We start from the raw sequence: 24,533 nt of genomic DNA, 5'->3' as shown, positions 1-24,533 counted from the left end.
TGATGAGAACCACATTGAGCAGCCTGACCGTTACCCCATTAAGCAGCGCCTTGGGCGCCCAGATCAGCGGCGTCAACATCAGCCAGCCGCTGAGTGCCGAGCAACGTGACGCCATCGAACAGGCGCTGCTTAGCTACTCGGTGCTGTTCTTCCGTGGCCAAGCCCTCACCCCGCAGCAACACGCGCGGTTCGCGGCAAACTTTGGTGACCTGCACATTCACCCGATCTACCCCAACGTGCCGGAACAACCCGAAGTGTTGATCCTCGACACCGCCGTCACCGATGTCCGCGACAACGCCATGTGGCACACCGACGTGACCTTCCTGCCCACCCCGGCCCTCGGCGCCGTGCTCAGCGCCAAGCGGCTGCCGGCGTTCGGCGGCGATACGTTGTGGGCCAGTGGGATTGCGGCGTATGAAGCGCTGTCCGAGCCTTTGAAAAGGCTGCTCAACGGGTTGACCGCCACCCACGACTTCACCAAATCCTTCCCGCTGGAGCGCTTCGGCAACACCGCCGACGACCTGGCGCGCTGGGAAGAAACCCGCAAGAAAAACCCGCCGCTGTCGCACCCGGTGGTGCGTACGCATCCGGTCAGCGGGCGAAAGTCGTTGTTTGTAAGCGATGGCTTCACCACCCGGATCAATGAGCTTGAAGCGGCGGAAAGTGAAGCGATTCTCAAGCTGCTGTTTGCCCATGCCACACGCCCGGAGTTCACCATCCGCTGGCGCTGGCAGGAGAATGACGTGGCGTTCTGGGATAACCGCGTGACTCAGCACTACGCGGTGGATGACTACCGGCCGCAACGGCGGGTGATGCATCGGGCGACGATTGTGGGGGATGTACCGTTCTAAACCAGGCGCATGACAGGTGGGGGAGCTTGTCCCCCCCACCGAGTTGGATCCGTTACTCAGCCGTCGATGGCTTTTCCCACAGGTTAATCCCGCCTTCCAGCGCAAACCGATCGATCTCTGCCAGTTCTTCGGCGCTGAAGCTCAAGTTCTTCAACGCACCGACGTTCTCGATAATCTGCTCGGGCCGGCTCGCGCCGATCAGCGCGCTGGTTACCCGTGGATCACGCAGCGTCCAGGCCAGTGCCAATTGCGCCAGGCTCTGGCCACGGCGCTGGGCGATTTCGTTCAGCGCGCGTACATGGGCGAGGTTGGCGTCGGACAAATGCCCGGCCTGCAACGAACCACCACCAGGGCGGTTGACCCGTGCATCGGCGGGCACACCGTTGAGGTATTTGTCGGTCAGCAAACCCTGGGCCAGCGGCGTGAACGCAATCACCCCGGCACCGAGTTCTTCAGTGGTGTCGAGCAGGTCTTTTTCCACCCAGCGGTTGAGCAGGTTGTACGCCGGTTGGTGAATCAACAGCGGCACTTTCCACTCGTTGAGCAGCGCGGCCATTTCGCGGGTCTTGACCCCGGAATAAGACGAGATGCCGATATACAACGCCTTGCCCTGTTGCACCGCCGTAGCGAGGGCGCTGGCGGTTTCTTCCAGCGGGGTGTCGGCATCAAACCGGTGGGAATAAAAAATATCCACATAGTCGACGCCCAGGCGTTGCAGGCTCTGGTCGAGGCTGGCCAGCACGTATTTGCGCGAGCCGCCACCCTGGCCATAAGGACCAGGCCACATGTCCCAACCGGCTTTGCTGGAGATGATCAATTCATCGCGGTAGTGCTTGAAGTCTTCGCGCAGCAGGCGCCCGAAATTGATCTCGGCGCTGCCGTAGGGCGGCCCGTAGTTGTTGGCCAGGTCGAAGTGGTTGATCCCCAGATCGAACGCGGTGCGCAGCAAGGCGCGCTGGGTGGTGATCGGGGTGCTGTCGCCAAAGTTGTGCCACAGCCCCAGGGACAGTGCGGGCAGCACCAGCCCACTGCGGCCTACGCGGCGATACGGAATAGATTCATAGCGGTTTTCGGCAGCAATGTACGTCATCGAATCCTCTCTGGGCTTAGGGCAAATAAGGCCTGGGAATAGGGTTATTCCCAGGCCTTTTAAGCCGCTGAATCGCTTAAGTCTGCCTCTTCCTTTTACAGCAAAGGCTTACCTGAGAGGAACGGGTTGAAGCCAAAACACGACCGTTGGCTCAGCGCACCAGATGCAGGAACTGCAGATGGCGCTCGTACTGATCGAGGATGTCGTTGATGATCTGCTCCTTGGTGTAGCCCACCAGATCGTAGTCCTGGCTGCCCTCGCTCAAGTGCACTTCCGCGCGGTAGTAGCGGCGGTTGTTGATCTCTTTGGAACCCATGCCGCCACGGGCAAACGACGGCGTGAAGTAGCCGCGCATCTGCACCTGGTAGATGAACGGATGTTCCTCGCCGTGGCCGATTTCCAGGCTGACGCTGTCGTTGGAGGGGTCGGGCTGGGTCACCACCGACAGCCCCTTCTCGACAAACACTGCCGTCACTTCTTCGATCGCCGGGCGCACCGTCGACTCGAGAAAGCGATACACCTCATCGCGCGACGGGAAGTGCACCGCCTGGCTCAAGCGCTGGCGCCAGCCGCCCTTGCCCTTGCGTGACGCCGATATCGGCGCCAGCGAATGCAACTGGGCGATCTGCTTTTGCGACTCGAGGTAAAAGGCTTTGTGCAGCCCCCACATCATCAACAGCAAGATCAGCGAGAACGGCAACGAGGTCAGCACCACCGCCGACTTGAGCGAATCGATACTGCCGGCAAACAGCAAGGCGCTGGTGACCAACGCCGTCATTGCCCCCCAGAACACCCGCAACCATTTCGGCCCGTCTTCGTCGGCGTTGCCACCTTTGGACGACAGGGTCGAGAGCACCACAGTGCCCGAGTCCGCCGAGGTGACGAAGAACACAAAGCTGATGAACACCGTCACCGCGATCACGGTTTTGCTCCACGGGTAGGTTTCCAGCAGCAGGTAGAGGCTCATCGACGGATCATCGATGGCCGACTGACCGAGCGCTGTCATGCCGTGGTTGAGCACCTGATCGATGGCGCTGTTACCGAAGATCGACATCCACGCCAGGGTGAACCCCAGCGGGATCAGGAGCACGCCGAACACGAATTCGCGGATGGTACGGCCGCGGGAAATCCGCGCGATAAACAGGCCCACGAATGGCGACCATGCAATCCACCAGGCCCAGTAGAACACCGTCCAGCCGCCCAGCCAGTCGCTGGGTTTGTCGTAGGCGTACACATCGAAGCTCTTGGTCGGCAGCGCGCCGAGGTAGTCGCCGATGTTCTGGATCAGGGTGTTGAGCAAATGCTGGGTGGGCCCGGCAAACAACACGAACAACAGCAGCGCGCAGGCCAGCAGCATGTTGATGTCGGACATCACCCGCACGCCCTTGTCGACGCCGGCCACCGCCACGAGGATCGCCGCCCCCATCATCAGAGTGATCAGGCCAACCTGGATCCACTGGGTGTGGGCAATGCCGAACAGGTAGTCCAGGCCCGAGTTGAGGTGCAGCACCCCAAAGCCCATGTCCGCGCCCAGGCCAAACACCGTGGCGATGATGCCAAAACCATCCACCGCATACCCGATAGGCCCGTTGATGCGCTTGCCGATCAGCGGGTACAGCGCCGAGCGCAAGGCCAGCGGCAGGTTATGCCGATAGGCGAAATACGCCAGCGCCATGCCGACAAAGGCGAACACGCCCCAGCCGTGCAGGCCCCAGTGCAGGAACAGCACCTGCATGGCCTGGCGTGCGGCGTCGGCGTTCAGCGGCGCGCCCTGGGGCGGCTGCACCAGGTGCGTCAGCGGCTCGGAAACGCAGAAGAAAAACAGCGTGATGCTGATACCGGCGGCGAACAGCATGCCGGCCCAGGACAAGTAACTGAATTCGGGCTCGTCGTGGTCGGCACCGAGTTTTATCTTGCCGTAGCCCGATAACGCGGTGACCACCACGAAGACCAGATACAGGGTCATCGCCAGCATGTAGTACCAGCCGACCGTGTTGGCCGCCCAGTTTTGCGCGGCCAGCAGCCAGGCACCGGCCTGTTGCGGGATGGCGATGACAGTGAGGCCGAACAGCAGAATGAAGGTGGCGGCAAAGTAGAAAACCGGCGCATTCATGCGCACCAGGCCGCTGGTTGGGGTGGACGATGCACTCATGAACGATGCACCTCGGCGTTGAAGCATGTGGCTGTAAATAACGGACTCAGCAAAGGTAAGCCTCCTGTTGTGAGCGGGCAGCGAACCACCGGGTTTAACTTGAACGAGCATTCAAGTTAAACATGAACCGGCGGTTTTGGACTAATCCCAGGGCTGAGCGGCAGACAATTCCTACGCCAGCTCAAGGGTTTGTATGACGGGTGGCGGAGAACAATCGTTCAGCGATTGCCGAGTAAATCTGGAATACGACCAAATGTAGGAGCGGGCTTGCCCTCCCGCAGGGAGTTTGTGCCGGTGCTTTACTTCTGTGTCCCGTCATCATGCTGCAAATTCGCCTGGGTGATATTTGCCTCGGCCGGCACGCTGCGGGTCAGCCACACATTGCCGCCGATGGTCGAGCCCTGGCCGATGGTGATACGCCCAAGAATCGTCGCCCCGGCGTAAATCACCACGTCGTCCTCAACGATCGGATGCCGCGGATGGCCTTTCTGCAACTGTCCATCCTCATCCGCCGGGAAACGCTTGGCGCCCAACGTCACCGCCTGATAGATGCGCACCCGCTCACCGATGATCGCGGTTTCGCCGATCACCACGCCGGTGCCGTGGTCGATAAAGAAACTCGGGCCGATCTGCGCGCCGGGGTGAATGTCGATACCGGTGGCCGAGTGCGCGATTTCGGCAATGATCCTGGCCAGCAACGGCAGGCCGGCGCGGTACAAATGGTGGGCCAGGCGATGGTGAATCACCGCCAGAATCCCCGGGTAGCACAGCAGCACTTCATCCACGCTGCGTGCGGCCGGATCACCGTGGTAGGCCGCCAGTACGTCGGTGTCCAACAGGCTGCGCAACGCCGGCAAGGCCAGGGCGAAATCCTGGATCAGGCGGATGGCTTGGGCATCGATCTGGCTGTGATCCTGAGCGCCCTGGCGCGCGGCGTAGCGCAGTTCCAGGCGCGCCTGGGCCAGCAAGGCATTGAGTGCCACGTCGAGGGTGTGGCCGACGTAGAAGTCTTCACTTTCTTCACGCAGATCCGCCGGCCCCAGGCGCATCGGGAACAGCGCACCGCACAGCGCTTCAAGAATCTGCGCCACCGCCTCGCGCGAGGGCAACTCACGGCCGCCATGCTCGCCACTCAAACGACCGTTGCGGGTTCGCCACTGGTCTCGGGCGCCGCGCAGTTGGCTGACGATGGTCTGTAATTGCCAATGACTGGAACGCTCACTCACGGTCTTCACTCCTGACGAAATGGCCATCACTTTACGGTATCCACCCTGGCCGCCCTTAAGAACCAATGGTGCGATGCTCAGAACCATCCGGCATAAGCGATTGACGGTTGCTCGATGAAAAGTGCCTGCCTATAGTCCCTGCATCCCTTAGCCACCGTGCGTAGCCATGATCAAGCAACAGCTCGACCGCTTTAACCGTCTGGAACTGCTGGGCGGCGCCACTGCCCTGGAAAAACTCGAACGGCTGTCGGCCTGGCTGGGCAGGGACGTTTACGTCAAGCGCGACGACACCACGCCCCTGGCCATGGGCGGCAACAAGCTGCGCAAGCTCGAATACCTGGCCGCCGACGCCATCGCCCAAGGCGCCGACACGCTGGTGACTGCCGGCGCCATCCAGTCCAACCACGTACGCCAGACTGCCGCGCTGGCGGCCAAACTCGGCCTGGGCTGCGTCGCCCTGCTGGAAAACCCCACCGGCACCGAAGACCCCAACTACCTGGCCAACGGCAACCGCCTGCTGCTGGAGTTGTTCGACGCCAAAGTGGAGTTGGTCGAAAACCTCGACAACGTCGACGACCAGCTCAACGCCCTTGCCGACCGCCTGCGCAGCAACGGCAAGAAGCCGTACCTGGTGCCCATCGGCGGCTCCAACGCCCTCGGCGCTCTGGGTTATGTGCGCGCCGGCCTGGAGCTGGCCGCACAGATCGAAGACAGCGGGATCGAATTCGCCGCCGTCGTACTGGCCTCCGGCAGTGCCGGAACCCACAGCGGCCTGGCCCTGGCCTTGAGTGAAGTGCTGCCGCAGCTGCCGGTGATCGGCATTACCGTATCGCGCACCGAAGAAGCGCAGTTCCCCAAAGTACAGAGCCTGGCCGAACGCACCGCCGAGTTGCTCGGCGTGGATATCCCCGACGCCTTCAAGGTAATCCTGTGGGACGAATATTTCGGCCCGCGTTATGGCGAACCGAACGCCGGTACCCTTTCGGCGGTCAAGCTATTGGCGAGCCAGGAAGGCCTGCTGCTGGACCCGGTCTACACGGGCAAGGCCATGGCCGGCCTGTTGGATGGCATCGGCCGTCAGCGGTTTGAAGAGGGGCCGATCATTTTCCTGCATACCGGAGGGGCGCCAGCGTTGTTTGCCTATGACGCTGTGTTCTGAAACTCCATCAGCAGATAGCTCAAAAAAGAATAAGAGTTTTGTTTTATATTATTTTCAAGTCTTAAAAACCGCCTTTATCATGGCGCCGAAGGCGAAGACGCGCTTCGCGCTTTAAGGCAGGATACGGCTACTGCGTCACCTGCTTCGCTCACCATAAAAAACACAGGGGCTCTTCATGACTATTTCTGTATTGCGTCGCACCTTGCTGGTCGGCACCTTGGGTCTGGCGCTCGGCGCCGGGCTGCTGGGCCAGGCGGTTGCCGGCGAGCAACTGGGCAACATCAAGAAAGCCGGCGAGATCAAGATCGGCCTGGAAGGCACTTACCCGCCCTTCAGCTTTGTCGATGAAAGCGGCAAGCTCAGCGGTTTCGAAGTCGAGCTGTCCGAAGCCCTGGCCAAAGAGCTGGGCGTGAAGGTCAAGCTGCAGGCCACGCCATGGGATGGCATCCTTGCCGCCCTGGAGTCCAAGCGTTTGGACGCGGTGGTCAACCAAGTGACCATCTCTGAAGAGCGCAAGAAGAAGTACGACTTTTCCAAGCCCTATACCGTTTCCGGTATCCAGGCGCTGGTCCTGAAAAAGAACGTCGACACTATCAAGACCGCCGACGACCTGGCCGGCAAAAAAGTCGGCGTAGGCCTTGGCACCAACTACGAACAATGGCTCAAGGACAACCAGCCTAAAGCCATCATCAAGACCTACAACGACGACCCGACCAAATTCCAGGACCTGAAAGTCGGCCGTATCGACGCCATCCTGATCGACCGCCTGGCCGCCCTGGAATACGCCAAGAAAGCCCCGGACACCGCCGCTGCCGGCGACGCCTTTTCCCGCCAGGAAGCGGGTATCGCCCTGCGCAAAGGCGAGCCAGAACTGCTGGATGCTGTAAACAAGGCCCTCGACAAGCTGCGCGCCGACGGCACCTTGAAGAAGCTGTCCGAGAAGTACTTCAACGCTGACGTCACTCAATAATGGAGGCAAGTCTCCAACTCGCGCTGGACTCCGCGCCCTTTCTGCTCAAGGGCGCGTACTACACGGTGATTCTTAGCCTTGGCGGGATGTTCTTCGGCTTGCTGCTGGGCTTCGGCCTGGCCTTGATGCGCCTGTCGCACTTCAAGCTGCTGAGCTGGACCGCCCGCGTCTACGTGTCGTTCTTTCGCGGCACGCCCTTGCTGGTACAGCTGTTTTTGATCTACTACGGCTTGCCGCAAGTGGGCATCGAGCTGGATCCGATCCCGGCGGCCATGATCGGCTTTTCGCTGAACATGGCCGCTTACGCCTGTGAAATCCTGCGGGCCGCCATCGCCTCCATCGAGCGTGGCCAGTGGGAAGCTGCCGCCAGTATCGGCATGACCCGCGCGCAGACCCTGCGCCGGGCCATCCTGCCGCAGGCGATGCGCACGGCCCTGCCGCCCTTGGGCAACAGCTTTATTTCGCTGGTCAAGGACACTGCGCTGGCCGCCACCATCCAGGTCCCGGAGCTGTTCCGTCAGGCCCAACTGGTGTCTGCGCGCACGTTCGAGATTTTCACCATGTATCTGTCCGCTGCTCTGATCTACTGGGTACTGGCGAGCATCCTGGCGCATTTTCAAAATCGTTTGGAAGACCGGGTCAACCGGCATGACCTGGAGTCTTGACGCATGATCGTGGTTGAAAAACTGACCAAACAATTCAACGGTCAGGTGGTGCTCAACGGCATCGACCTTGAGGTCAAGGAAGGCGAAGTCGTCGCCATCATCGGCCCCAGCGGTTCCGGCAAGACCACCTTCCTGCGCTGCTTGAACTTCCTTGAAGAACCCACCAGCGGCCGCATCCAGGTGGGTGACATCCAGATCGACGGCAGCCGCCCGCTCAATCAGCAACAAGGCCTGGTGCGGCGCTTGCGCCAGCATGTGGGCTTTGTGTTCCAGAACTTCAACCTGTTTCCACACCGCACGGCGCTGGAAAACGTCATCGAAGGGCCCACCGTGGTCAAGAAGATGCCGCGCGAAGACGCTATCGCCCTGGGACGCAAGCTGCTGGCCAGGGTCGGCCTGGCGGGCAAGGAAGACGCTTACCCCCGGCGCCTCTCCGGTGGGCAGCAACAGCGCGTGGCGATTGCAAGGGCGCTGGCGATGGAGCCGGAGGTGATTCTGTTCGACGAACCCACCTCGGCACTGGACCCGGAGCTGGTCGGCGAAGTGCTGGCGACCATCCGTAGCCTGGCTGAAGAAAACCGCACCATGGTCATCGTCACCCACGAAATGAGCTTTGCCCGGGATGTGGCCAACCGGGTGATCTTTTTCGACAAGGGCGTGATCGTCGAACAGGGCGAAGCCAAGGCCTTGTTCGCCAACCCCAGGGAAGAACGCACCCGACAGTTCCTGAGCAAGTTTCTGGCACATTGAGCAGCAGCCCCGCAGGTAGGCGACTGCGGGGCCGCCGCAGGTGGGCAAGACGCCCTGCCGTCCACCCCTGAAAAGACCCCTCCCCGTCAGACCCTTCTGAATATCCCCATAGCCGCCGTTTAGCCTTTTGCCGCCATTGACGCTGCCTGACCAACCCTCTTATCTAAGGCCCAGAGGATTGGATCCTATCCCGGCTACTCACTGAATCGTTCCTTTCAGCCCCCCTGCGCATCCGCGCCAATGGGCCGGAACGATGGCTGCTGGCTGCATCTAGGAGATGACATATGACGCGCACTGCAACCGGGGCAATGCTCACCGCCCCAACCCTGCCCCAGGCTAATCGACATGGCATCAAAGCGCTGGCGGCCGCACAGCTGCTGGTGGACATCGCGCCCTACCCCGGCATGGAGGAAGGCGACCTGATCGAGCTGTTCTGGAACAACTGCTTTGCCGCCTCGCGACGGGTGAGCGCAGGCAAAATCGGCACGCCGACCCAGCTGCGGGTTCCCGAAAGTTTTGTACAAGATGGCGTGGCGCGGGTTCACTACCACATCCTGCAGATCGGCCACGGCCCGGCGTGTTCAGCGGTGGCCAGGGTACACATCAAGACGAACGGCCCAGGCGGGCACACCCCGCCGCTGTACACCGATGAAAACCAGTACCTCGCCCCTGTGAGACTGCCCGAGACCATTCGCCGGTACGGCATCAACAGTCGCCAAGTGCAGCGCGGCGTTCCACTGGCCATCGAGCCCTACGTGAATATGGCCAGCGGCGATGCCATCACCTTGCGCTGGGGCGACGTGCGCATGGACTTGCCAAAAATCCAGGCCGGCACCGTCGGCCTCGCGGTGCAGGTCTGGGTGCCATCGACGGTGATTGTCGAAGCCGGTGACGACAGCCGCGTAGAGGTGACGTACTGCGTGCTGGATCGCGTCGGCAACAACTCGCGCTGGGCACCGGCGCGCACGCTGCGCATTGCCGCGTGTGCGCCGGCCTACCCCGGCACGGCCGCTCTCATCTACCAGCCCCGCCCCATCGGCTCACCCTGCGAACCGGGATGACTGCCCTTCTATGCATATTCCTAAAAGTTAGTTTATTTAAATATTTAACAAGCTTAGGGTATATGCACCGGACCACCGGACATCTCTGAATTTTTGTTTTTATTTCATTGAATGCGAGGTCGGTATGGTCAGGATTACCCCGGTGCATAACGCCAGGGCATTACGTGCAGCCAAGGAGCGGCGCTGATGTCTAACTTGGCTCTAACACCCCCCCAGAGTGATCTGGATGTCGCCCCCCTGCTGTTGCCGGCCATCGTGCTGCGCAACGATGCAGAGGCACTCGAAGCCGCCCACGCGCTGGCGCAGGCTGCGCGCCTGCAGGCCGCCAGGCGCGATCAGCACCGCACATTGCCGTGGGCGCAGATCGAGCAGTTCACCCGTAGCGGGCTGGGCAGTATTTCCATTCCCCGCGAGTACGGCGGCCCACAGGTTTCGTTCGTAACCCTGGCCGACGTATTCGCGATCATCAGCGCGGCGGACCCGGCCCTCGGGCAGATTCCGCAGAACCACTTCGGCATCCTGCACCTGTTGCAGGGCACCGCTACCGAGCGCCAGAAAAAGCAGCTGTTTCAGAGCGTGCTCGACGGTTGGCGCATCGGTAACGGCGGCCCGGAGCGCGGCACCCAAAACACCCTGGAGCTCAAGGCGCGCCTGACCGCCCAGGGCGACGGCTACGTGGTCAGCGGCCAGAAGTTCTACTCCACCGGCGCGCTGTTTGCCCATTGGGTGGCGATCAAAGCACTCAACGATGACGGCCAGCAGGTCATGGCGTTCGTACGCCGTGGCAGCCCAGGGCTGCGCATCGTGGATGACTGGTCGGGCTTTGGCCAGCGCACCACCGCCAGTGGCACGGTGCTGCTGGACCAAGTGCCGGTGGACGCCGAACAGGTGGTCGACAATTGGCGCATCAGCCAAAGCCCGAACATCCAGGGCGCCGTTTCGCAGTTGATCCAGGCTGCCATCGACGCCGGCATCGCCCGTGGCGCCCTCGATGACACCATCGCCTTTGTGCGTGAACGCTCACGCCCGTGGATCGACGCCAAGGTCGAGCGCGCCAGCGATGACCTGTATGTGATCGCCGACATCGGCAAGCTGAAGATCGAACTGCACGCCGCCGAAGCCCTGCTGCGCAAGGCCGGCCAGGTACTGGACCAGGTCAGCGCCGCACCGATCACCGCGCAATCGGCCGCCCGCGCCTCCATTGCGGTGGCCGAGGCCAAGGTGCTCACCACCGAGGTGTCGCTGCAGGTCAGCGAAAAACTCTTCGAACTGGCCGGCAGCCGGGCCACGCTCGCGCAGTTCAACCTCGACCGTCACTGGCGCAACGCGCGGGTGCACACCCTGCACGATCCCGTGCGCTGGAAGTATCACGCCATCGGCGCCTATCGCTTGAACGGCACGTTGCCGGCTCGCCATTCCTGGATTTAACCGACCAGACCCTGGAGAACACCCATGCCTTTCTCTGCAAGCGTCGCGGTTATCACCAGCGATGAACACGCCCTTATTGTCGCCAGCGACCTGGCCGAAGACTTTCGTCGCGACAGCGCTCAGCGCGACCGCGAGCGCCGCCTGCCCTGGCCCGAACTGGATGCGTTTTCCCGTTCGGGCCTGTGGGGCATCAGCGTGCCGCAAGCCTACGGGGGTGCCGGCGTGTCCAACGTCACCCTGGCCAAGGTCATCGCGCTGATCGCCGAGGCCGACGCGTCCCTGGGCCAGATCCCGCAAAACCATTTCTATGCCCTGGAAGTCCTGCGCGTGAACGGCAGCCCGGCGCAGCAACAACGCCTGTACGCCGAAGTGCTCGCCGGCCGGCGCTTCGGCAACGCCCTGGCCGAACTGGGCACCAAGACCGCACACGATCGCGTCACCCGTATCAGCCGCGACGGCGATGGGTTTCGCATCAGCGGCCGCAAGTTCTACGCCACCGGCGCACTCTATGCCCAACGCATCCCCACCTCGGTGGTGGACGAACACGGCATCCAGCAACTGGCCTTCGTGCCGCGTGACAGTGAAGGCCTGACGGTCATCGACGACTGGAGCGGCTTCGGCCAGCGCACCACCGGCAGTGGCTCGGTGGTGTTCGACAACGTGTGGGTCGCCGCCCATGACGTAGTCCCTTTCCAGAGCGCCTTTGCACGCCCGACTACCGTCGGCCCGCTGGCACAGATCCTTCACGCCGCCATCGACACCGGCATCGCGCGCGCGGCCTTTGAAGATGCGCTGCACTTTGTGCGCACCAAGACCCGCCCGTGGATTGATTCCGGTAACGACAAGGCCACCGAAGACCCGCTGACCCTGAAGAGCTTCGGTCACTTGAGCATCCGCCTGCACGCCGCCGAGGCGCTGCTGGAGCGCTCCGGTGAATACCTCGACCGCGCCCAGGCCGACCCCACCGCCGATACCGTCGCTGCCGCGTCCATTGCCGTCGCCGAAGTCCGCGCCCTGAGCACCGAAATATCCCTGGCCGCCGGCAGCACCCTGTTCGAACTCGCCGGCAGCCAGGCGACCCTGGCCGAACACGGCCTGGACCGTCACTGGCGCAACGCGCGCGTGCACACCCTGCACGACCCGGTGCGCTGGAAGTACCACGCCGTCGGCAATTACTACCTCAACGACGAAAACCCGCCGCTGCGGGGGACCCTCTGATGGCGAAGAAAAAAATCCTGCTCAATGCGTTCAACATGAACTGCATCGGGCATATCAACCACGGCCTGTGGACCCATCCACGGGACACGTCCACGCAGTACAAAACCCTCGAGTACTGGACCGACCTGGCTCAAACCCTGGAACGCGGGTTGTTCGACGGGTTATTCATCGCCGATATCGTCGGTGTGTATGACGTGTACCAAAACAGCATCGAGGTGCCGCTCAAAGAATCGATCCAACTGCCGGTCAACGACCCGCTGCTGCTGGTCTCGGCCATGGCTGCCGTCACCCGAAACCTTGGCTTCGGCCTCACCGCCAACCTCACGTATGAGCCGCCGTACCTGTTCGCCCGGCGCATGTCCACGCTCGATCACCTGAGCCGGGGTCGGGTGGGCTGGAACATCGTCACCGGTTACCTCGACAGCGCCGCCAAGGCCATGGGCCTGACCGAGCAGGTCGAGCACGACCGGCGCTACGACCAGGCCGATGAATACTTGCAGGTGCTGTACAAACTCTGGGAAGGCAGCTGGGAAGACGACGCCGTTATCAACGATCCCGCGCAACGGGTCTATGCGCAGCCGGGCAAAGTGCACAAGGTCGAGCACCACGGCGAGTTCTATCAGGTGCAGGGTTATCACCTGTGCGAACCGTCGCCGCAGCGCACGCCGGTGCTGTTCCAGGCCGGCAGCTCGGACCGGGGCTTGCTGTTCGCCGGGCAGCATGCCGAGTGTGTGTTTATCAGCGGGCAGAACAAGGCGTCGACCAAGGTTCAGGTGGACAAGGTGCGGGCCAGCGCATTGGCGGCCGGGCGCAACCCGGACGACATCAAGGTGTTCATGGGGCTGAACGTGATCGTCGGCGCTACCGAGGAACTGGCCTGGGCCAAGCATGCGGAGTATCTGAGCTACGCCAGTGCCGAGGCCGGCGTGGCGCACTTTTCGGCGTCCACGGCGATAGATTTTTCCCAGTACGCGCTGAATGAACCGATCCAATACGTGAAGAGCAACGCGATCCAGTCGGCCACCCGGCACCTGCAAAACAACGACTGGACCCGGCGCAAGTTGCTGGAGCAGCACGCCTTGGGCGGCCGCTACATCACCCTGGTCGGCTCGCCCGAGCAGGTAGCGGATGAATTGGAATCCTGGATCAGCGAAACCGGCCTGGACGGCTTCAACCTCACGCGCATCGTGACCCCGGAAAGCTACGTGGATTTTATCGACCTGGTGGTGCCGGAGTTGCAACGCCGTGGGTCGTACAAGACCGCCTATGAGCCAGGCACCTTGCGTGAAAAAGTCTTCCACGCCGGCGCCCGCCTGCCCGAACAACACACCGGATCCACCTACCGACACTGAACAAGACCTGTGGGAGGGGGCAAGCCCCCACCTGGGATCTGCATTGTTTGTCCGAATACCTTATGACTGGAAACCCACTATGAAAAAGACATTGCTCAATAACCCAGTCAAGGCACTGGCCCTGGCCCTCGGCGTATTCAGCTCAGCGGTGTTCGCCGCCGATGCGCCGCTCAAAGTCGGCACCACCGCCGCCTTCGCGATCCCCCTGGAAGCCGCCGTAGCCGAGGCCGGCAAGCAGGGCCTGAAGGTCGAGCTGGTGGAATTCACCGACTGGATCGCGCCCAACGTCAGCCTGGCGGCCGGCGATATCGACGTGAACTACTTCCAGCACATCCCGTTCCTGGAAAACGCCAAAGCCGCCGCCGGGTTTGACCTGGTGCCGTACGCGCCAGGCATCATCAACAATGTCGGGCTGTATTCGAAGCGCTACAAAAGCTTCAAAGACCTGCCTGAAGGCGCCAGCGTGGCCATCGCCAACGACCCGATCAACAGCGGGCGCGGCCTGCAACTGCTGGCCAAGGCCGGGCTGATCAGCCTCAAACCAGGCGTGGGCTACAAGGCCACCGAAGAAGACATCGTCGCCAACCCGAAGCAGCTCAAGATCCTGCAAGTGGAAGCCGTGCAACTGGTGCGCGCCTATGACGATGCCGACCTGGTGCAGGGCTACCCGGCGTATATCCGCCTGTCCAAGACCTTCGATGCCGAGTCGGCGCTGCTGTTCGACGGCCTCGACCACCCGGAGTACGTGATCCAATTCGTGATCCAGCCCAAAAGCAAAACCGATCCACGGGTGATCCAGTTCGTCGACATCTACCAGCACTCGCCGGTGGTGCGCGCCGCGCTGGATAAATCCCTGGGCAAACTCTACCAAGTCGGCTGGGAAGCAAAAAAATGAGTGCCGCCAACGCCCGACTGCGCGACCTGGGCACCGCGCCCAGAGACGCCGAGCACACAGAACTGCACCCGCAGCTGAACCGCGCCCACGTGCGTTTTATCAACCTGGGCAAGACCTACGACGGCCGCGTGCAAGCATTGCAAGGCATCGACCTGGCGATCCAACGCGGCGAGGTGTTCGGCATCATCGGCCGTAGCGGCGCCGGCAAATCGTCGCTGATCCGCACCATCAACCGCCTGGAGCAACCCAGCAGCGGGCGCGTATTGATCGATCAGGTGGACATCGGCGACTTCGACGAAGACCACTTGGTGGCGCTGCGCCGGCGCATCGGCATGATCTTCCAGCACTTCAACCTGATGTCGGCCAAGACGGTGTGGCAGAACGTCGAGTTGCCGCTGAAAGTCGCCGGCGTGCCCAAGCTGCAGCGTGAGCAAAAGGTGCGCGAGCTGCTGGAGCTGGTGGGTTTGCAGGACAAGCACACGGCCTACCCGGCGCAGCTGTCCGGCGGGCAGAAACAACGAGTGGGCATCGCCCGTTCGCTGGTGCACGACCCCGAGATTCTGCTGTGCGACGAGGCCACCTCGGCGCTGGACCCGGAAACCACCCAATCGATCCTCGGCCTGCTGCGCGAGATCAACCGGCGCCTGGGCCTGACCATCGTGCTGATCACCCATGAAATGGCGGTGATTCGCGACATCTGCGACCGCGTGGTAGTGCTGGAACACGGGCGCATCGTCGAGCAGGGCCCGGTGTGGGAAGTGTTCGGCAACCCGCGCCATGAGGTCAGCAAAACCCTGCTGGCGCCGTTGCAACACGGGCTGCCGGAAGAGCTGCAACGTCGTTTGCACGCCACCGCGCCAACGCCCGACGCCGCCGTAGTGCTGCGCTTGCAGCTCACCGGCAGCGCCAGCGATGAGCCCGACCTGGCCGCGTTGTTCAGCGCCCTCGGTGGGCGCGTGCGTTTGCTGCAAGGCGGCGTGGAGCGCATCCAGGGGCATGCCCTGGGGCAATTGCTGCTGGCGGTGAGTGGTTCGAGCCACGGCGCCGACGAGTTGCGCAACCGTGCCGCGAACTGGGCACACCAGGTGGAGGTGCTGGGTTATGTGGTTTGATCGTTTAGTACAGGGCGCCATCGACACCTTATTGATGGTCGGCGTGTCGTCGTTGATCGCGTTGCTGGTGGGGATTCCCCTGGCGGTGTTTCTGGTGACCAGCGACAAGGGCGGCATCTACCAGGCCCCGGCGTTGAACCGCGTGCTGGGAGCTTTCGTCAATCTGTTCCGCTCGATTCCGTTTTTGATTCTGATGGTGGCGCTGATCCCGTTCACCCGGCTGATCGTCGGCACCACCTACGGCGTGTGGGCGGCGGTGGTGCCGCTGACCATCGCCGCCACGCCGTTCTTTGCCCGCATCGCCGAGGTGAGCCTGCGCGAGGTCGATCACGGCCTGATCGAAGCGGCGCAGGCCATGGGCTGCCGGCGCCGGCACATCATTTGGCATGTGCTGCTGCCCGAAGCGCTGCCGGGGATTGTCGGCGGATTTACCATCACCCTGGTGACCATGATCAACTCGTCGGCCATGGCCGGCGCGATTGGCGCCGGTGGCCTGGGCGACATTGCCTACCGCTATGGCTATCAGCGCTTTGATACGCAGATCATGCTCACGGTGATCGTGTTGCTGGTGGTGCTGGTGGCGGTGATCCAACTGGGCGGTGATCGCCTGGCGCGGGTGCTGAACAAGCGGTGAGGTATAGTCGGGCCCTCTCAGCGCCCGGTATTTACCCGTCATGACCCTCAAGCCCGATGACCTCGACCAGATCACGTCCACCACCCTCGGCCACTACAACACGGTGGCCGAGGACTTCCGTGAAGGCACCCGCGACCACGATGTAACCCAGAACATCGACGCGTTATTGCGGCATATCCAGGGCACCCCTCCGTTTACCGTGCTGGATTTCGGCTGCGGACCGGGGCGGGATTTGCAAACCTTCACGCGCATGGGCCACATCGCCGTGGGGCTCGACGGCTCCGAGCGGTTTGCGCAGATGGCACGCGAAGACAGCGGTTGCGAAGTATTGCAGCAGGACTTCCTCAAACTGGATTTACCGGCGGCGCGCTTTGACGGGATCTTCGCCAATGCAGTGCTGTTTCATATTCCCAGGCAGGAACTGCCACGGGTGCTCAAGCAGTTGCACGGGGCTCTGAAAGCGGGCGGCGTGCTGTTCAGCTCCAACCCGCGTGGCGAGAACCAGGAAGGTTGGAACGGGCCGCGTTATGGCGCCTATCACGACCTGGCAGCATGGCAAGCGTTACTGACCGCCGCCGGATTTGTCGAGCTGGAACACTACTACCGGCCCGCCGGACTGCCGCGTGAGCAGCAGCCATGGCTGGCGAGCGTCTGGCGCAAATCCTAGAAACAGCTACCACCGCTTTAACCGCGTTTTTCCTGCGGGTCCTGCTTCGGTTCGCGGATCCTGTACCAGGCCACATACAGCGCCGGCAGGAACAGCAGGGTCAGCAAGGTCGCGATGATGATCCCGCCGATCATCGCGTAGGCCATCGGCCCCCAGAACACTTCTCGCGCAATCGGGATCATGCCCAGGCTCGCCGCCGCTGCGGTGAGCAGGATCGGACGACGCCGGTGCTCGGTGGCTTCCACCACCGCATCCCACGGCGTGTAGCCGGCCACTTCATACTCGTGAATCTGCGTCACCAGAATCACCGAGTTGCGGATGATGATGCCGATCAGCGCCAGAATCCCCAGGATCGCCACAAAGCCCATGGGCGTGCCGGTGGGGATCAACGCCAGCACCACGCCAATCAGTCCCAGCGGCGCGACACTCGCCACCAGAAACATCTTCTGCACGCTGTGCAACTGGATCATCAGGAAGGTTGCCATCAGGAACAGCATCAACGGCACTACGCTGGCAATCGGACCCTGGGCCTTGCCGCTTTCTTCCACGGTGCCGCCAGTGTCGACCCGGTAGCCCACCGGCAGGCCCGCGCTGAATTGGTCGATCTCGGGTTTGAGCTGCTTGACCAGGTCGGTCGGCTGCATCTCATCCCGCACCGAAGCCTTGATGGTAATGGTCGGCTTGCGGTCACGGCGCCACACCAGCGGCTGCTCCAGTTCGTAACGCACGGTGGCGAAGGCCAACAACGGGATCGAGGTGCCGTTGGGCGTAACGATCTGCAGGTTCTGCAAGGTCTCCGGCGTGCCGCGTTCGGCGTCTTCGGCGCGGCCGACCACGTTGATCAGGTAGATATCGTCATGCACCTGGGTCACCGAGGCACCGCTGACCACACTGTTCATCAACTGCGCCACGTCTTCGGACGACAACCCCAATTGCCGCGCCTTGTCCTGGGCGATGTCGATGCGCAGGACTTTGCCCGGCTCGTTCCAGTCGTAAATGATCTCGCCCAAATGGGTGTTTTTGTCCAGCAGCGTCGCCAGTTCGATCGCGTGCTTGCGCACCTGATCGGTGTCTTTACCGGACACGCGATACTGAATCGGCCGCCCCACCGGCGGCCCCATTTCCAGCGGCTGCACAAAGCTGCCGATGCCCACGAAGTCATCGCGCAGGCGTTTTTGCAGGCGCGCAATCAACGCGCCGCGCTCTTCCAGGCCTTTACTGACGATGACCAACTGCGCGTAGTAGGGGTTTTCCAACTGCTGGTCGAGGGGCAGGTAGAAACGGATCGCGCCCTGGCCGATATAGGTGCTCCAGCGCGCGATGTCCGGGTCGTCCTTGATGATCGCTTCGAGGCGGTCGACGGCCTTGCGCGTCTCGTTGATCGAGGCGTTTTGCGGCAGGTTGAGGTCGACAAGCACTTCCGGGCGGTCCGACGACGGGAAAAACTGGTTCTGTACGAACTGCATCGAGAACACCGACGCGACAAACAGCGCCACCGTGATGCCGATCGCCCACCAGCGGTTGCGCATGGCCCACAGCATGCCGCCATTGAAAGCGCGGCCGACGCGCCCCGGTTCGGCGTCGTGGGGTTTGACCTTGGCGCTGAGGATATGCACGCCCAGCACCGGCGCAAACAGCACCGCCACCACCCACGACACCAGCATCGCCACGGCAATCACCGCGAACAGGGTGAAGGTGTATTCACCCGCCGAACTGGCGTTGAGGCCGATCGGCACAAAGCCGGCCACGGTCACCAGTGTGCCGGTGAGCATCGGGAACGCGGTCGAGGTGTAGGCGTAGGTCGCCGCCTGTTCTTTGGTCTCGCCCTTTTCCAGGCGCGTGATCATCATTTCCACGGTGATCATCGCATCGTCCACCAACAGGCCGAGGGCAATGATCAATGCACCGAGCGACACGCGCTGCATGGTGATGCCGCTGTACTCCATGAACACGAACACCAAGGCCAGCACCAGTGGAATCGAACACGCCACCACCAGCCCGGCACGCATACCGAGGCTGATAAAACTCACCACCAGCACGATGATCACCGCTTCGAACAACGCGCTGGTAAAGCCGCCGACGGCCTCTTCCACCACTTCGGCCTGATCGGACACCTTGTGCACGCCAACGCCCACCGGCAGATCGGCGGTCAGTTCGTCCATGCGCGTGTGCAGCGCCTTGCCGAACGACTGGATGTTGCCGCCCTTCTGCATCGCAATCGCCAGGCCGATCGCCGGTTTGCCATTGAAACGGAACATCGGCCGCGCCGGGTCGACGTAGCCACGGCTGATCTCGGCGATGTCCGCCAGGCGATAGAAGCGGTCATTGAGGCGCAGGTTGACGTTGGCCAGGTCCTTCTCCGAGGCGAATTGCCCCGACGTGCGCACGGAAATCCGCTCCGGCCCGGCTTCGATCACCCCGGCGGGCGTCACCGCGTTCTGCGATTGCAGGCTCTGCACCACTTGACGCTGGTCGATGCCCAGGGCCGCCAGTTTGCGCGTGGAAAAATTCAGGTAAATCACTTCGTCCTGCTGGCCGATCATCTCGACCTTGCCCAACCCCGGCACCGCGCGGATCTCGGCGCGCACCTGCTCCACATAGTCACGCAGTTGGCGCATCGACAGACCATCGCCGGTAAACGCATACACCGAGCCGAACACGTCCCCGAACTCGTCGTTAAACGACGGTCCCTGCAGGCCCTGGGGGAAGGAGCCGCGAATGTCGTCGATCTTTTTGCGGACCTGATACCAGGTCTCTGGAATGGCCTTGGCGCTGGTGGTGTCCTTGAGGAACACGAACACCGTGGACTCGCCCGGCCGGGTGTAGCTTTTGACGTAGTCGAGGGCGTCGAGCTCTTCGAGTTTTTTCTCGATGCGGTCGGTGACTTGCTTAAGGGTTTCTTCCTGGGTCGCGCCCGGCCAGCGGGTCTGGATCACCATGGTTTTGATGGTGAACGAGGGGTCTTCCTCGCGCCCCAGGTTCATGTAGGAGAACACGCCCATCAGCAGGGCGACGAACATCAGGTACCACACGAAGGACTGATGCTTGAGGGCCCAGTCGGATAAGTTGAAGCGTCCTTTCATCGCGGGCTGTCCTCGTCGATTTTGACTTTTTGCCCGGGTGTCAGGCTGTTCACGCCAGCGGTCACCACCCGTTCGCCGGGCTTGACGCCGTTATCGAGCAACGCGCTGTCGGCGTCGCGGCTGACCACGCTCACTTCACGCGGTTGCACGGTCTGGGTGTGGGTGTCGAGCAGCCACAGGCGGGTTTTGCCGTCGACCTCCTGCAACGCACTGAGAGGCACTTCCAGGCGCGGCGCGATGGCAGAGCTCAAGGTCACGCTGATCGCGCTGCCCAGGCGGAACGCGGCGGGCGTGTCGCTGAGGGTCAGGCGGGCGCGGCGGGTACGGGTGGCGCTTTGGGCCTGGGGTTCGATCTCGCGCACCACGGCGGTGGTGTTGACGCCGGGATCCAGTTGCCCGGCCACCAGGAACACCACGTCGGGCGGCAGGCGCTCGGCGAGGCCGGCGGGCAGGTCGATCACCGCTTCCTTGATGTCCGGGCGGGCCAGGGTCACCACTTGCTGACCGGCGCTGACCACCTGGCCGGCCTCGGCATTCCAGGCGGTGACAATGCCGGCATGGTCGGTGCGCAGTTCGGCGTAGTTGAGCTGGTCCCTGGCCTGGTTGACCGAGGCACGGGCCTGGTCGAGGGAAGCCTGGGTGGTTTTCAGGTCGGTCTGGGCGATATCCAATTGGGCCTGAGCGCCGACGCCCCGGTTGAACAGTTCCTGCTGACGGCGGGCGTTGGCCTGGGCGTTGATAAATTGCGCCTGGACCCTGGCCAGATCGCCCTGGGCAGCGCGCAATTGGTTCTGCTGGTCGGTGGGGTCGAGCACGGCGAGCAAGGCGCCCTTCTCCACTTCGGCGCCCACATCCACAGCGCGACGGGCGATGCGCCCTGGCACGCGAAAGCCCAGGTTGCTTTCGTAGCGCGCCTGGATGGTGCCGGCGAAGCGGCCGAGGGTTTCCTGGTCTTCGGCTTTCACTTCAATGGACAACACCGGCCGCACGGGCTCGGGCGCCGGTTCTTGCTTGGAGCACGCCATCAATAACAGGCTGGCGGCGAGCACAACCGTCAGACGCTTCATGGCTGGGCTCCTTGGCTGGCGATCTCGACGATCATGCCGGGGTGCAGCAACTGCCCACCGGCTATCACCACTTTTTCGCCACCTTTCAGGCCGTCACTGATGATGACCTTGCCGGTGAGGTAGCGCGCCACGCTGACCTTGTGCAACTGCGCCTTGCCGTCGCCGTCCACCAGCCACACGGCGGGTTCGCTGAGGTCTTTGGTGAGTGCCGACCAGGGCAACTCGATGCTGGCCTTGGCCGGGCCATTGGCGGTGGCGCTGACCACCGAGCCCAAATCCATGCCTTTGGGCAGCGATTGCAGGGCGATCTTCACTTGCACGGTGCCGGTGTTGGCGGCCACGGCCGGGGTGACTTCGCGCACTTTGCCCTGGGCCTTGATGCTCGGGTTGTCGAGCAGACTGACCGTAATCGGCGCGTCGGGGGGCGGCTCCACCAACAGGGATTCGTAGACGTTGAACACCGCGTCACGCTCGCCATCACTGGCCAGGCTGAAAATCGGCACAGTGGCCTGCACCACTTGGCCGACCTCGGCCTGGCGCGCCGTGATCACGCCGGGCGCATCGGCGATCAAGGCGGTGTAGCCCAATTGTTCGCGGGCGTTGGCCAACTGAGCCTGGGCCGCGGCCAGGGCGCTCTGGCTGCTGCGCAACGCGGCCTGGGCGGCATCGTATTCACTGCGGCTGGTGTAGCCCTTGGGCAGCAGTTTCTCCTGACGCACAAAAGCCGCCGCCGTCTGCTTGACCCGCGCCTGCTCGGCCACGACCTGGGCCTGGGCGGAGTCGACGTTTGTTTGTAAATCCTTGGGATCGAGCTTGGCCAGCACTTGCCTGGCGCTCACGCGGTCGCCCACGTCCACCATGCGCTGGATGATCTTGCCACCGACACGAAACGACAAATCGGTTTGCACGCGGGCCTGGATATCCCCCGTCAGCGTCACCGCCGCCGCGAACTGCGCCGGCTGCACGGTTTGCACAAACACCCGCGAATGGGCCTTGGGCTCGGCTTTTTCCTGGCCACAACCGCTCAACAGCGCCAGTAGGCCAAGTCCGAAAATACAGGTGGAAATACGACCGCCCATGCAGGCTCCTTTTGCGTGATGCCGACTTGCCAGTGTGTATGCGACTGTGAGCTTAGTTCAGGGTTCCTTATCTGGATGGAGGCTCCCATACGCCGATGGTTCCCAAGCGACTGAAGGGCGGGTGTGTCATGCAGCCCGCTCGACTGCACCGTTGCTGCAGGGCGCAAAAAAACGCCGACGCTGTGCAAGCCGTCGGCGTTGAAACCTTGAAGGGGTTTTACCGCTCGATCAGAACGCCGGCACGACCGCGCCGTTGTACTTCTTCTCGATGAACGCTTTGACTTCGGGGCTGGTCAGCGCCTTGGCCAGTTTCTGGATAGCGTCGCTGTCCTTGTTGTCCGGGCGCGCCACCAGGAAGTTCACGTACGGCGACTTGGCGTCTTCGATGATCAGCGCGTCTTTGGCCGGGTTCAGGCCAGCTTCCAGCGCATAGTTGGTGTTGATCAAGTCCAGGTCAACCTGGTCCAGAACACGCGGCAGCAAGGCCGATTCCAGCTCTTTGAATTTCAGGTTCTTCGGGTTGCTGGCAATGTCTTTTGGCGTGGCCAGGGCATTGGTCGGGTCTTTCAGGGTGATGACACCGGCCTTTTGCAGGAGCAACAGGGCGCGGCCACTGTTGGAGCCTTCGTTCGGGATGGCCACGGTAGCGCCGTCCTTGAGCTCAGAAATATTTTTGATCTTTTTCGAGTAACCACCGAAAGGTTCAACGTGCACGCCGACCACGGTCACCAGGTTCGTGCCCTTGCCCTTGTTGAAGTTTTCCAGGTACGGCAGCGTCTGGAAGTAGTTGGCGTCCAGGCGCTTTTCGGCGACTTGCACGTTGGGCTGCACGTAGTCAGTGAAGACCTTGATCTGCAGGTCCACGCCTTCTTTGGCCAGGGTCGGCTTGATCAGCTCAAGGATCTCGGCGTGCGGGATCGGGGTGGCGGCGACCACCAGTTTCTCGTTGGCCTGAGCGAAGCCGGCAGTCAGGGCAGCCGCCAGTGCGGTAAACAACAGAACCTTTTTCATGCAGTGTCCTTATCGGAAGTCCGGGTCGTCTGTGACGGCCGCGTGTTAAGTAATGTGCCAGCGAAGTGCTATCGCGGCGTGGAACGGACAATACCTAGATTTTTTATTCCGGAACAATATCTTTTATTCACGTTGATATTCCATTTTGCTCATACAGGAAGCTACGCAGGGTTTCCCGCTGCGCGGAACTGGCATTGGCGAAGATGCGCCGTACCTGCTCCAACGGCGAACCGACCACCGGCAGGTTCAAATGCTCGGGCAAAATCTCGTCGCCGCTGCTCACCAGCAAGGCAAAGTGAATAACGTTTTCCAGCTCACGGGTATTGCCCGGCCAACTGTGGTGTTCCAGCACTTGCTGCGCCGCCTCGCTGATCAACGGCACCGGCAGGCCGAGGCGCTGACTGTAAATGCCGAGGAAGTACTCGGCCAACGGCAGGATGTCGCCGACCCGCTCACGCAGCGCCGGCAAGTCCAAGCGGCCTTCGCTCAGATAATGGAACAGCCGCTCATGAAACTTGCCCGCCGCCACGGCCTGGGCCAGGTCAATGCTGGTGGCCGCGACGAGGCGCACGTCCACCGGGCTGGGCTGGTGCGCGCCGACGCGGGTGACTTCGTGGTTCTCCAGGGCCGCGAGTAATTTCACTTGGATGGGCAGCGGCAAGTCGCCGATCTCATCCAGGTACAAGGTGCCGCCATTGGCCGAACCGAACCAGCCGGCGCGGCTGCTGGCGGCACCGCTGTGGGCGCCGGCGGCATAGCCGAACAACTCGGCATCGGCGTAGGTGGGGCTGATCGCGCCGCAGTTGACCGACACAAACAACCCCGCCCGATCGCTGCCACGGTGGATATGCCGCGCCAGCAACTCTTTACCGCTGCCGGTCTCGCCGCGAATCAACACGGGCAGTGCACGGGGCGCCAGGTTTTCCAGGTCTTGCCGTAGCTGGCGCGAGCGAGGGTCGACGAACACCAGCGCCTTGGCGCGGATGCTCAGCGGGCTTTTTTCGGCATCGGGGAAGGTCAGCAAGGGCTGGCCGAAGGTGTCATGACTCATGGCAGGCTCCCG

21 protein-coding genes are annotated in these 24,533 nt (G+C 62.5%); 13 read left to right on the top strand and 8 right to left on the bottom strand.

What is annotated here, in order from left to right; all coding sequences use genetic code 11:
- Window positions 1-2 precede the first annotated feature (2 nt).
- On the top strand, window positions 3-851 hold the full coding sequence (gene tauD / locus PSH59_RS01270) for a taurine dioxygenase (RefSeq protein ID WP_248083043.1): 849 nt from the start codon (window positions 3-5) through the stop codon (window positions 849-851).
- 52 nt (window positions 852-903) lie between these two features.
- Here the strand turns inward: tauD and mgrA are convergent, their stop codons facing one another.
- The 3 genes from mgrA to epsC form a co-directional block, all read right to left on the bottom strand.
- Window positions 904-1,941: an L-glyceraldehyde 3-phosphate reductase gene (mgrA, locus tag PSH59_RS01265; RefSeq protein ID WP_248083038.1), complete on the bottom strand. Its 1,038-nt coding sequence runs from the start codon at window positions 1,939-1,941 to the stop codon at window positions 904-906.
- A 151-nt stretch (window positions 1,942-2,092) separates the two neighbouring features.
- Complete coding sequence (gene betT / locus PSH59_RS01260) at window positions 2,093-4,054, bottom strand: choline BCCT transporter BetT (RefSeq protein ID WP_248083186.1); 1,962 nt, start codon at window positions 4,052-4,054, stop codon at window positions 2,093-2,095.
- Between the two features lie 338 nt (window positions 4,055-4,392).
- On the bottom strand, window positions 4,393-5,319 hold the full coding sequence (epsC, locus tag PSH59_RS01255; protein ID WP_305394110.1) for a serine O-acetyltransferase EpsC: 927 nt from the start codon (window positions 5,317-5,319) through the stop codon (window positions 4,393-4,395).
- Window positions 5,320-5,485: 166 nt separating this feature from the next.
- Here epsC and PSH59_RS01250 point away from each other — a divergent pair, with 166 nt between their 5' ends.
- From PSH59_RS01250 to PSH59_RS01195, 12 genes are all read left to right on the top strand, one after another.
- Window positions 5,486-6,478: a D-cysteine desulfhydrase gene (locus PSH59_RS01250; protein WP_248083033.1), complete on the top strand. Its 993-nt coding sequence runs from the start codon at window positions 5,486-5,488 to the stop codon at window positions 6,476-6,478.
- A 175-nt stretch (window positions 6,479-6,653) separates the two neighbouring features.
- Complete coding sequence (gene tcyJ, locus PSH59_RS01245) at window positions 6,654-7,448, top strand: cystine ABC transporter substrate-binding protein (RefSeq protein ID WP_248083031.1); 795 nt, start codon at window positions 6,654-6,656, stop codon at window positions 7,446-7,448.
- Window positions 7,448-8,113: a cystine ABC transporter permease gene (gene tcyL / locus PSH59_RS01240; protein ID WP_191947053.1), complete on the top strand. Its 666-nt coding sequence runs from the start codon at window positions 7,448-7,450 to the stop codon at window positions 8,111-8,113. The genes tcyJ and tcyL overlap by 1 nt, the downstream gene beginning before the upstream one ends.
- Window positions 8,114-8,116: 3 nt before the next feature.
- Complete coding sequence (gene tcyN / locus PSH59_RS01235; protein WP_248083029.1) at window positions 8,117-8,863, top strand: L-cystine ABC transporter ATP-binding protein TcyN; 747 nt, start codon at window positions 8,117-8,119, stop codon at window positions 8,861-8,863.
- 284 nt (window positions 8,864-9,147) lie between these two features.
- Window positions 9,148-9,924, top strand: a complete 777-nt coding sequence (locus tag PSH59_RS01230; protein WP_305394109.1) for a hypothetical protein — start codon at window positions 9,148-9,150, stop codon at window positions 9,922-9,924.
- Window positions 9,925-10,110: 186 nt separating this feature from the next.
- Window positions 10,111-11,352, top strand: a complete 1,242-nt coding sequence (locus PSH59_RS01225; RefSeq protein WP_305394108.1) for an SfnB family sulfur acquisition oxidoreductase — start codon at window positions 10,111-10,113, stop codon at window positions 11,350-11,352.
- A gap of 24 nt (window positions 11,353-11,376) precedes the next feature.
- Window positions 11,377-12,570 carry an SfnB family sulfur acquisition oxidoreductase gene (locus PSH59_RS01220; RefSeq protein ID WP_305394107.1) on the top strand — a complete coding sequence of 398 codons (1,194 nt, stop codon included), beginning with the start codon at window positions 11,377-11,379 and terminating at the stop codon, window positions 12,568-12,570.
- Window positions 12,570-13,922, top strand: a complete 1,353-nt coding sequence (locus tag PSH59_RS01215) for an LLM class flavin-dependent oxidoreductase (protein WP_305394106.1) — start codon at window positions 12,570-12,572, stop codon at window positions 13,920-13,922. Before PSH59_RS01220 ends, PSH59_RS01215 begins: the two co-directional genes overlap by 1 nt.
- A gap of 79 nt (window positions 13,923-14,001) precedes the next feature.
- Window positions 14,002-14,817 (top strand): MetQ/NlpA family ABC transporter substrate-binding protein, encoded by an 816-nt coding sequence (locus PSH59_RS01210; RefSeq protein WP_305394105.1) that lies wholly within the window; start codon window positions 14,002-14,004, stop codon window positions 14,815-14,817.
- A complete protein-coding gene (locus PSH59_RS01205; protein WP_305394104.1) occupies window positions 14,814-15,929 on the top strand; it encodes a methionine ABC transporter ATP-binding protein in 1,116 nt (371 codons plus the stop codon). The genes PSH59_RS01210 and PSH59_RS01205 overlap by 4 nt, the downstream gene beginning before the upstream one ends.
- Window positions 15,919-16,563 (top strand): methionine ABC transporter permease, encoded by a 645-nt coding sequence (locus tag PSH59_RS01200; RefSeq protein ID WP_248083015.1) that lies wholly within the window; start codon window positions 15,919-15,921, stop codon window positions 16,561-16,563. The genes PSH59_RS01205 and PSH59_RS01200 overlap by 11 nt, the downstream gene beginning before the upstream one ends.
- Window positions 16,564-16,603: 40 nt before the next feature.
- Window positions 16,604-17,230, top strand: coding sequence for a bifunctional 2-polyprenyl-6-hydroxyphenol methylase/3-demethylubiquinol 3-O-methyltransferase UbiG (locus PSH59_RS01195; protein ID WP_248083013.1), 627 nt, complete (start codon window positions 16,604-16,606; stop codon window positions 17,228-17,230).
- Between the two features lie 17 nt (window positions 17,231-17,247).
- On the opposite strand, the gene PSH59_RS01190 is transcribed toward PSH59_RS01195, so the two are convergent.
- The 5 genes from PSH59_RS01190 to PSH59_RS01170 form a co-directional block, all read right to left on the bottom strand.
- A complete protein-coding gene (locus PSH59_RS01190) occupies window positions 17,248-20,313 on the bottom strand; it encodes an efflux RND transporter permease subunit (protein ID WP_305394103.1) in 3,066 nt (1,021 codons plus the stop codon).
- A complete protein-coding gene (locus PSH59_RS01185) occupies window positions 20,310-21,380 on the bottom strand; it encodes an efflux RND transporter periplasmic adaptor subunit (RefSeq protein ID WP_248083009.1) in 1,071 nt (356 codons plus the stop codon). Before PSH59_RS01185 ends, PSH59_RS01190 begins: the two co-directional genes overlap by 4 nt.
- A complete protein-coding gene (locus PSH59_RS01180; RefSeq protein WP_305394102.1) occupies window positions 21,377-22,459 on the bottom strand; it encodes an efflux RND transporter periplasmic adaptor subunit in 1,083 nt (360 codons plus the stop codon). Before PSH59_RS01180 ends, PSH59_RS01185 begins: the two co-directional genes overlap by 4 nt.
- Before the next feature lie 228 nt (window positions 22,460-22,687).
- Window positions 22,688-23,470: a MetQ/NlpA family ABC transporter substrate-binding protein gene (locus PSH59_RS01175; protein ID WP_248083005.1), complete on the bottom strand. Its 783-nt coding sequence runs from the start codon at window positions 23,468-23,470 to the stop codon at window positions 22,688-22,690.
- Window positions 23,471-23,597: 127 nt separating this feature from the next.
- Complete coding sequence (locus PSH59_RS01170; RefSeq protein ID WP_305394101.1) at window positions 23,598-24,521, bottom strand: sigma 54-interacting transcriptional regulator; 924 nt, start codon at window positions 24,519-24,521, stop codon at window positions 23,598-23,600.
- Window positions 24,522-24,533: the final 12 nt, after the last annotated feature.

This window comes from Pseudomonas sp. FP2309 (assembly GCF_030687575.1).
In the GTDB taxonomy this organism is placed as follows: domain Bacteria; phylum Pseudomonadota; class Gammaproteobacteria; order Pseudomonadales; family Pseudomonadaceae; genus Aquipseudomonas.
The sequence above is the reverse complement of the archived record's forward strand: the minus strand, read 5'-3'. Positions and strand labels throughout refer to the sequence as shown.

Bases quoted from the DNA above. Each gene is read 5' to 3' on its own strand.
- tauD (WP_248083043.1), top strand. From the start codon at position 3: ATGAGAACCACATTGAGCAGCCTGACCGTTACCCCATTAAGCAGCGCC.
- mgrA (WP_248083038.1), bottom strand. From the start codon at position 1,941: ATGACGTACATTGCTGCCGAAAACCGCTATGAATCTATTCCGTATCGC.
- betT (WP_248083186.1), bottom strand. From the start codon at position 4,054: ATGAATGCGCCGGTTTTCTACTTTGCCGCCACCTTCATTCTGCTGTTC.
- PSH59_RS01250 (WP_248083033.1), top strand. From the start codon at position 5,486: ATGATCAAGCAACAGCTCGACCGCTTTAACCGTCTGGAACTGCTGGGC.
- tcyJ (WP_248083031.1), top strand. From the start codon at position 6,654: ATGACTATTTCTGTATTGCGTCGCACCTTGCTGGTCGGCACCTTGGGT.
- tcyL (WP_191947053.1), top strand. From the start codon at position 7,448: ATGGAGGCAAGTCTCCAACTCGCGCTGGACTCCGCGCCCTTTCTGCTC.
- tcyN (WP_248083029.1), top strand. From the start codon at position 8,117: ATGATCGTGGTTGAAAAACTGACCAAACAATTCAACGGTCAGGTGGTG.
- PSH59_RS01230 (WP_305394109.1), top strand. From the start codon at position 9,148: ATGACGCGCACTGCAACCGGGGCAATGCTCACCGCCCCAACCCTGCCC.
- PSH59_RS01225 (WP_305394108.1), top strand. From the start codon at position 10,111: ATGTCTAACTTGGCTCTAACACCCCCCCAGAGTGATCTGGATGTCGCC.
- PSH59_RS01220 (WP_305394107.1), top strand. From the start codon at position 11,377: ATGCCTTTCTCTGCAAGCGTCGCGGTTATCACCAGCGATGAACACGCC.
- PSH59_RS01215 (WP_305394106.1), top strand. From the start codon at position 12,570: ATGGCGAAGAAAAAAATCCTGCTCAATGCGTTCAACATGAACTGCATC.
- PSH59_RS01210 (WP_305394105.1), top strand. From the start codon at position 14,002: ATGAAAAAGACATTGCTCAATAACCCAGTCAAGGCACTGGCCCTGGCC.
- PSH59_RS01205 (WP_305394104.1), top strand. From the start codon at position 14,814: ATGAGTGCCGCCAACGCCCGACTGCGCGACCTGGGCACCGCGCCCAGA.
- PSH59_RS01200 (WP_248083015.1), top strand. From the start codon at position 15,919: ATGTGGTTTGATCGTTTAGTACAGGGCGCCATCGACACCTTATTGATG.
- PSH59_RS01195 (WP_248083013.1), top strand. From the start codon at position 16,604: ATGACCCTCAAGCCCGATGACCTCGACCAGATCACGTCCACCACCCTC.
- PSH59_RS01190 (WP_305394103.1), bottom strand. From the start codon at position 20,313: ATGAAAGGACGCTTCAACTTATCCGACTGGGCCCTCAAGCATCAGTCC.
- PSH59_RS01185 (WP_248083009.1), bottom strand. From the start codon at position 21,380: ATGAAGCGTCTGACGGTTGTGCTCGCCGCCAGCCTGTTATTGATGGCG.
- PSH59_RS01180 (WP_305394102.1), bottom strand. From the start codon at position 22,459: ATGGGCGGTCGTATTTCCACCTGTATTTTCGGACTTGGCCTACTGGCG.
- PSH59_RS01175 (WP_248083005.1), bottom strand. From the start codon at position 23,470: ATGAAAAAGGTTCTGTTGTTTACCGCACTGGCGGCTGCCCTGACTGCC.
- PSH59_RS01170 (WP_305394101.1), bottom strand. From the start codon at position 24,521: ATGAGTCATGACACCTTCGGCCAGCCCTTGCTGACCTTCCCCGATGCC.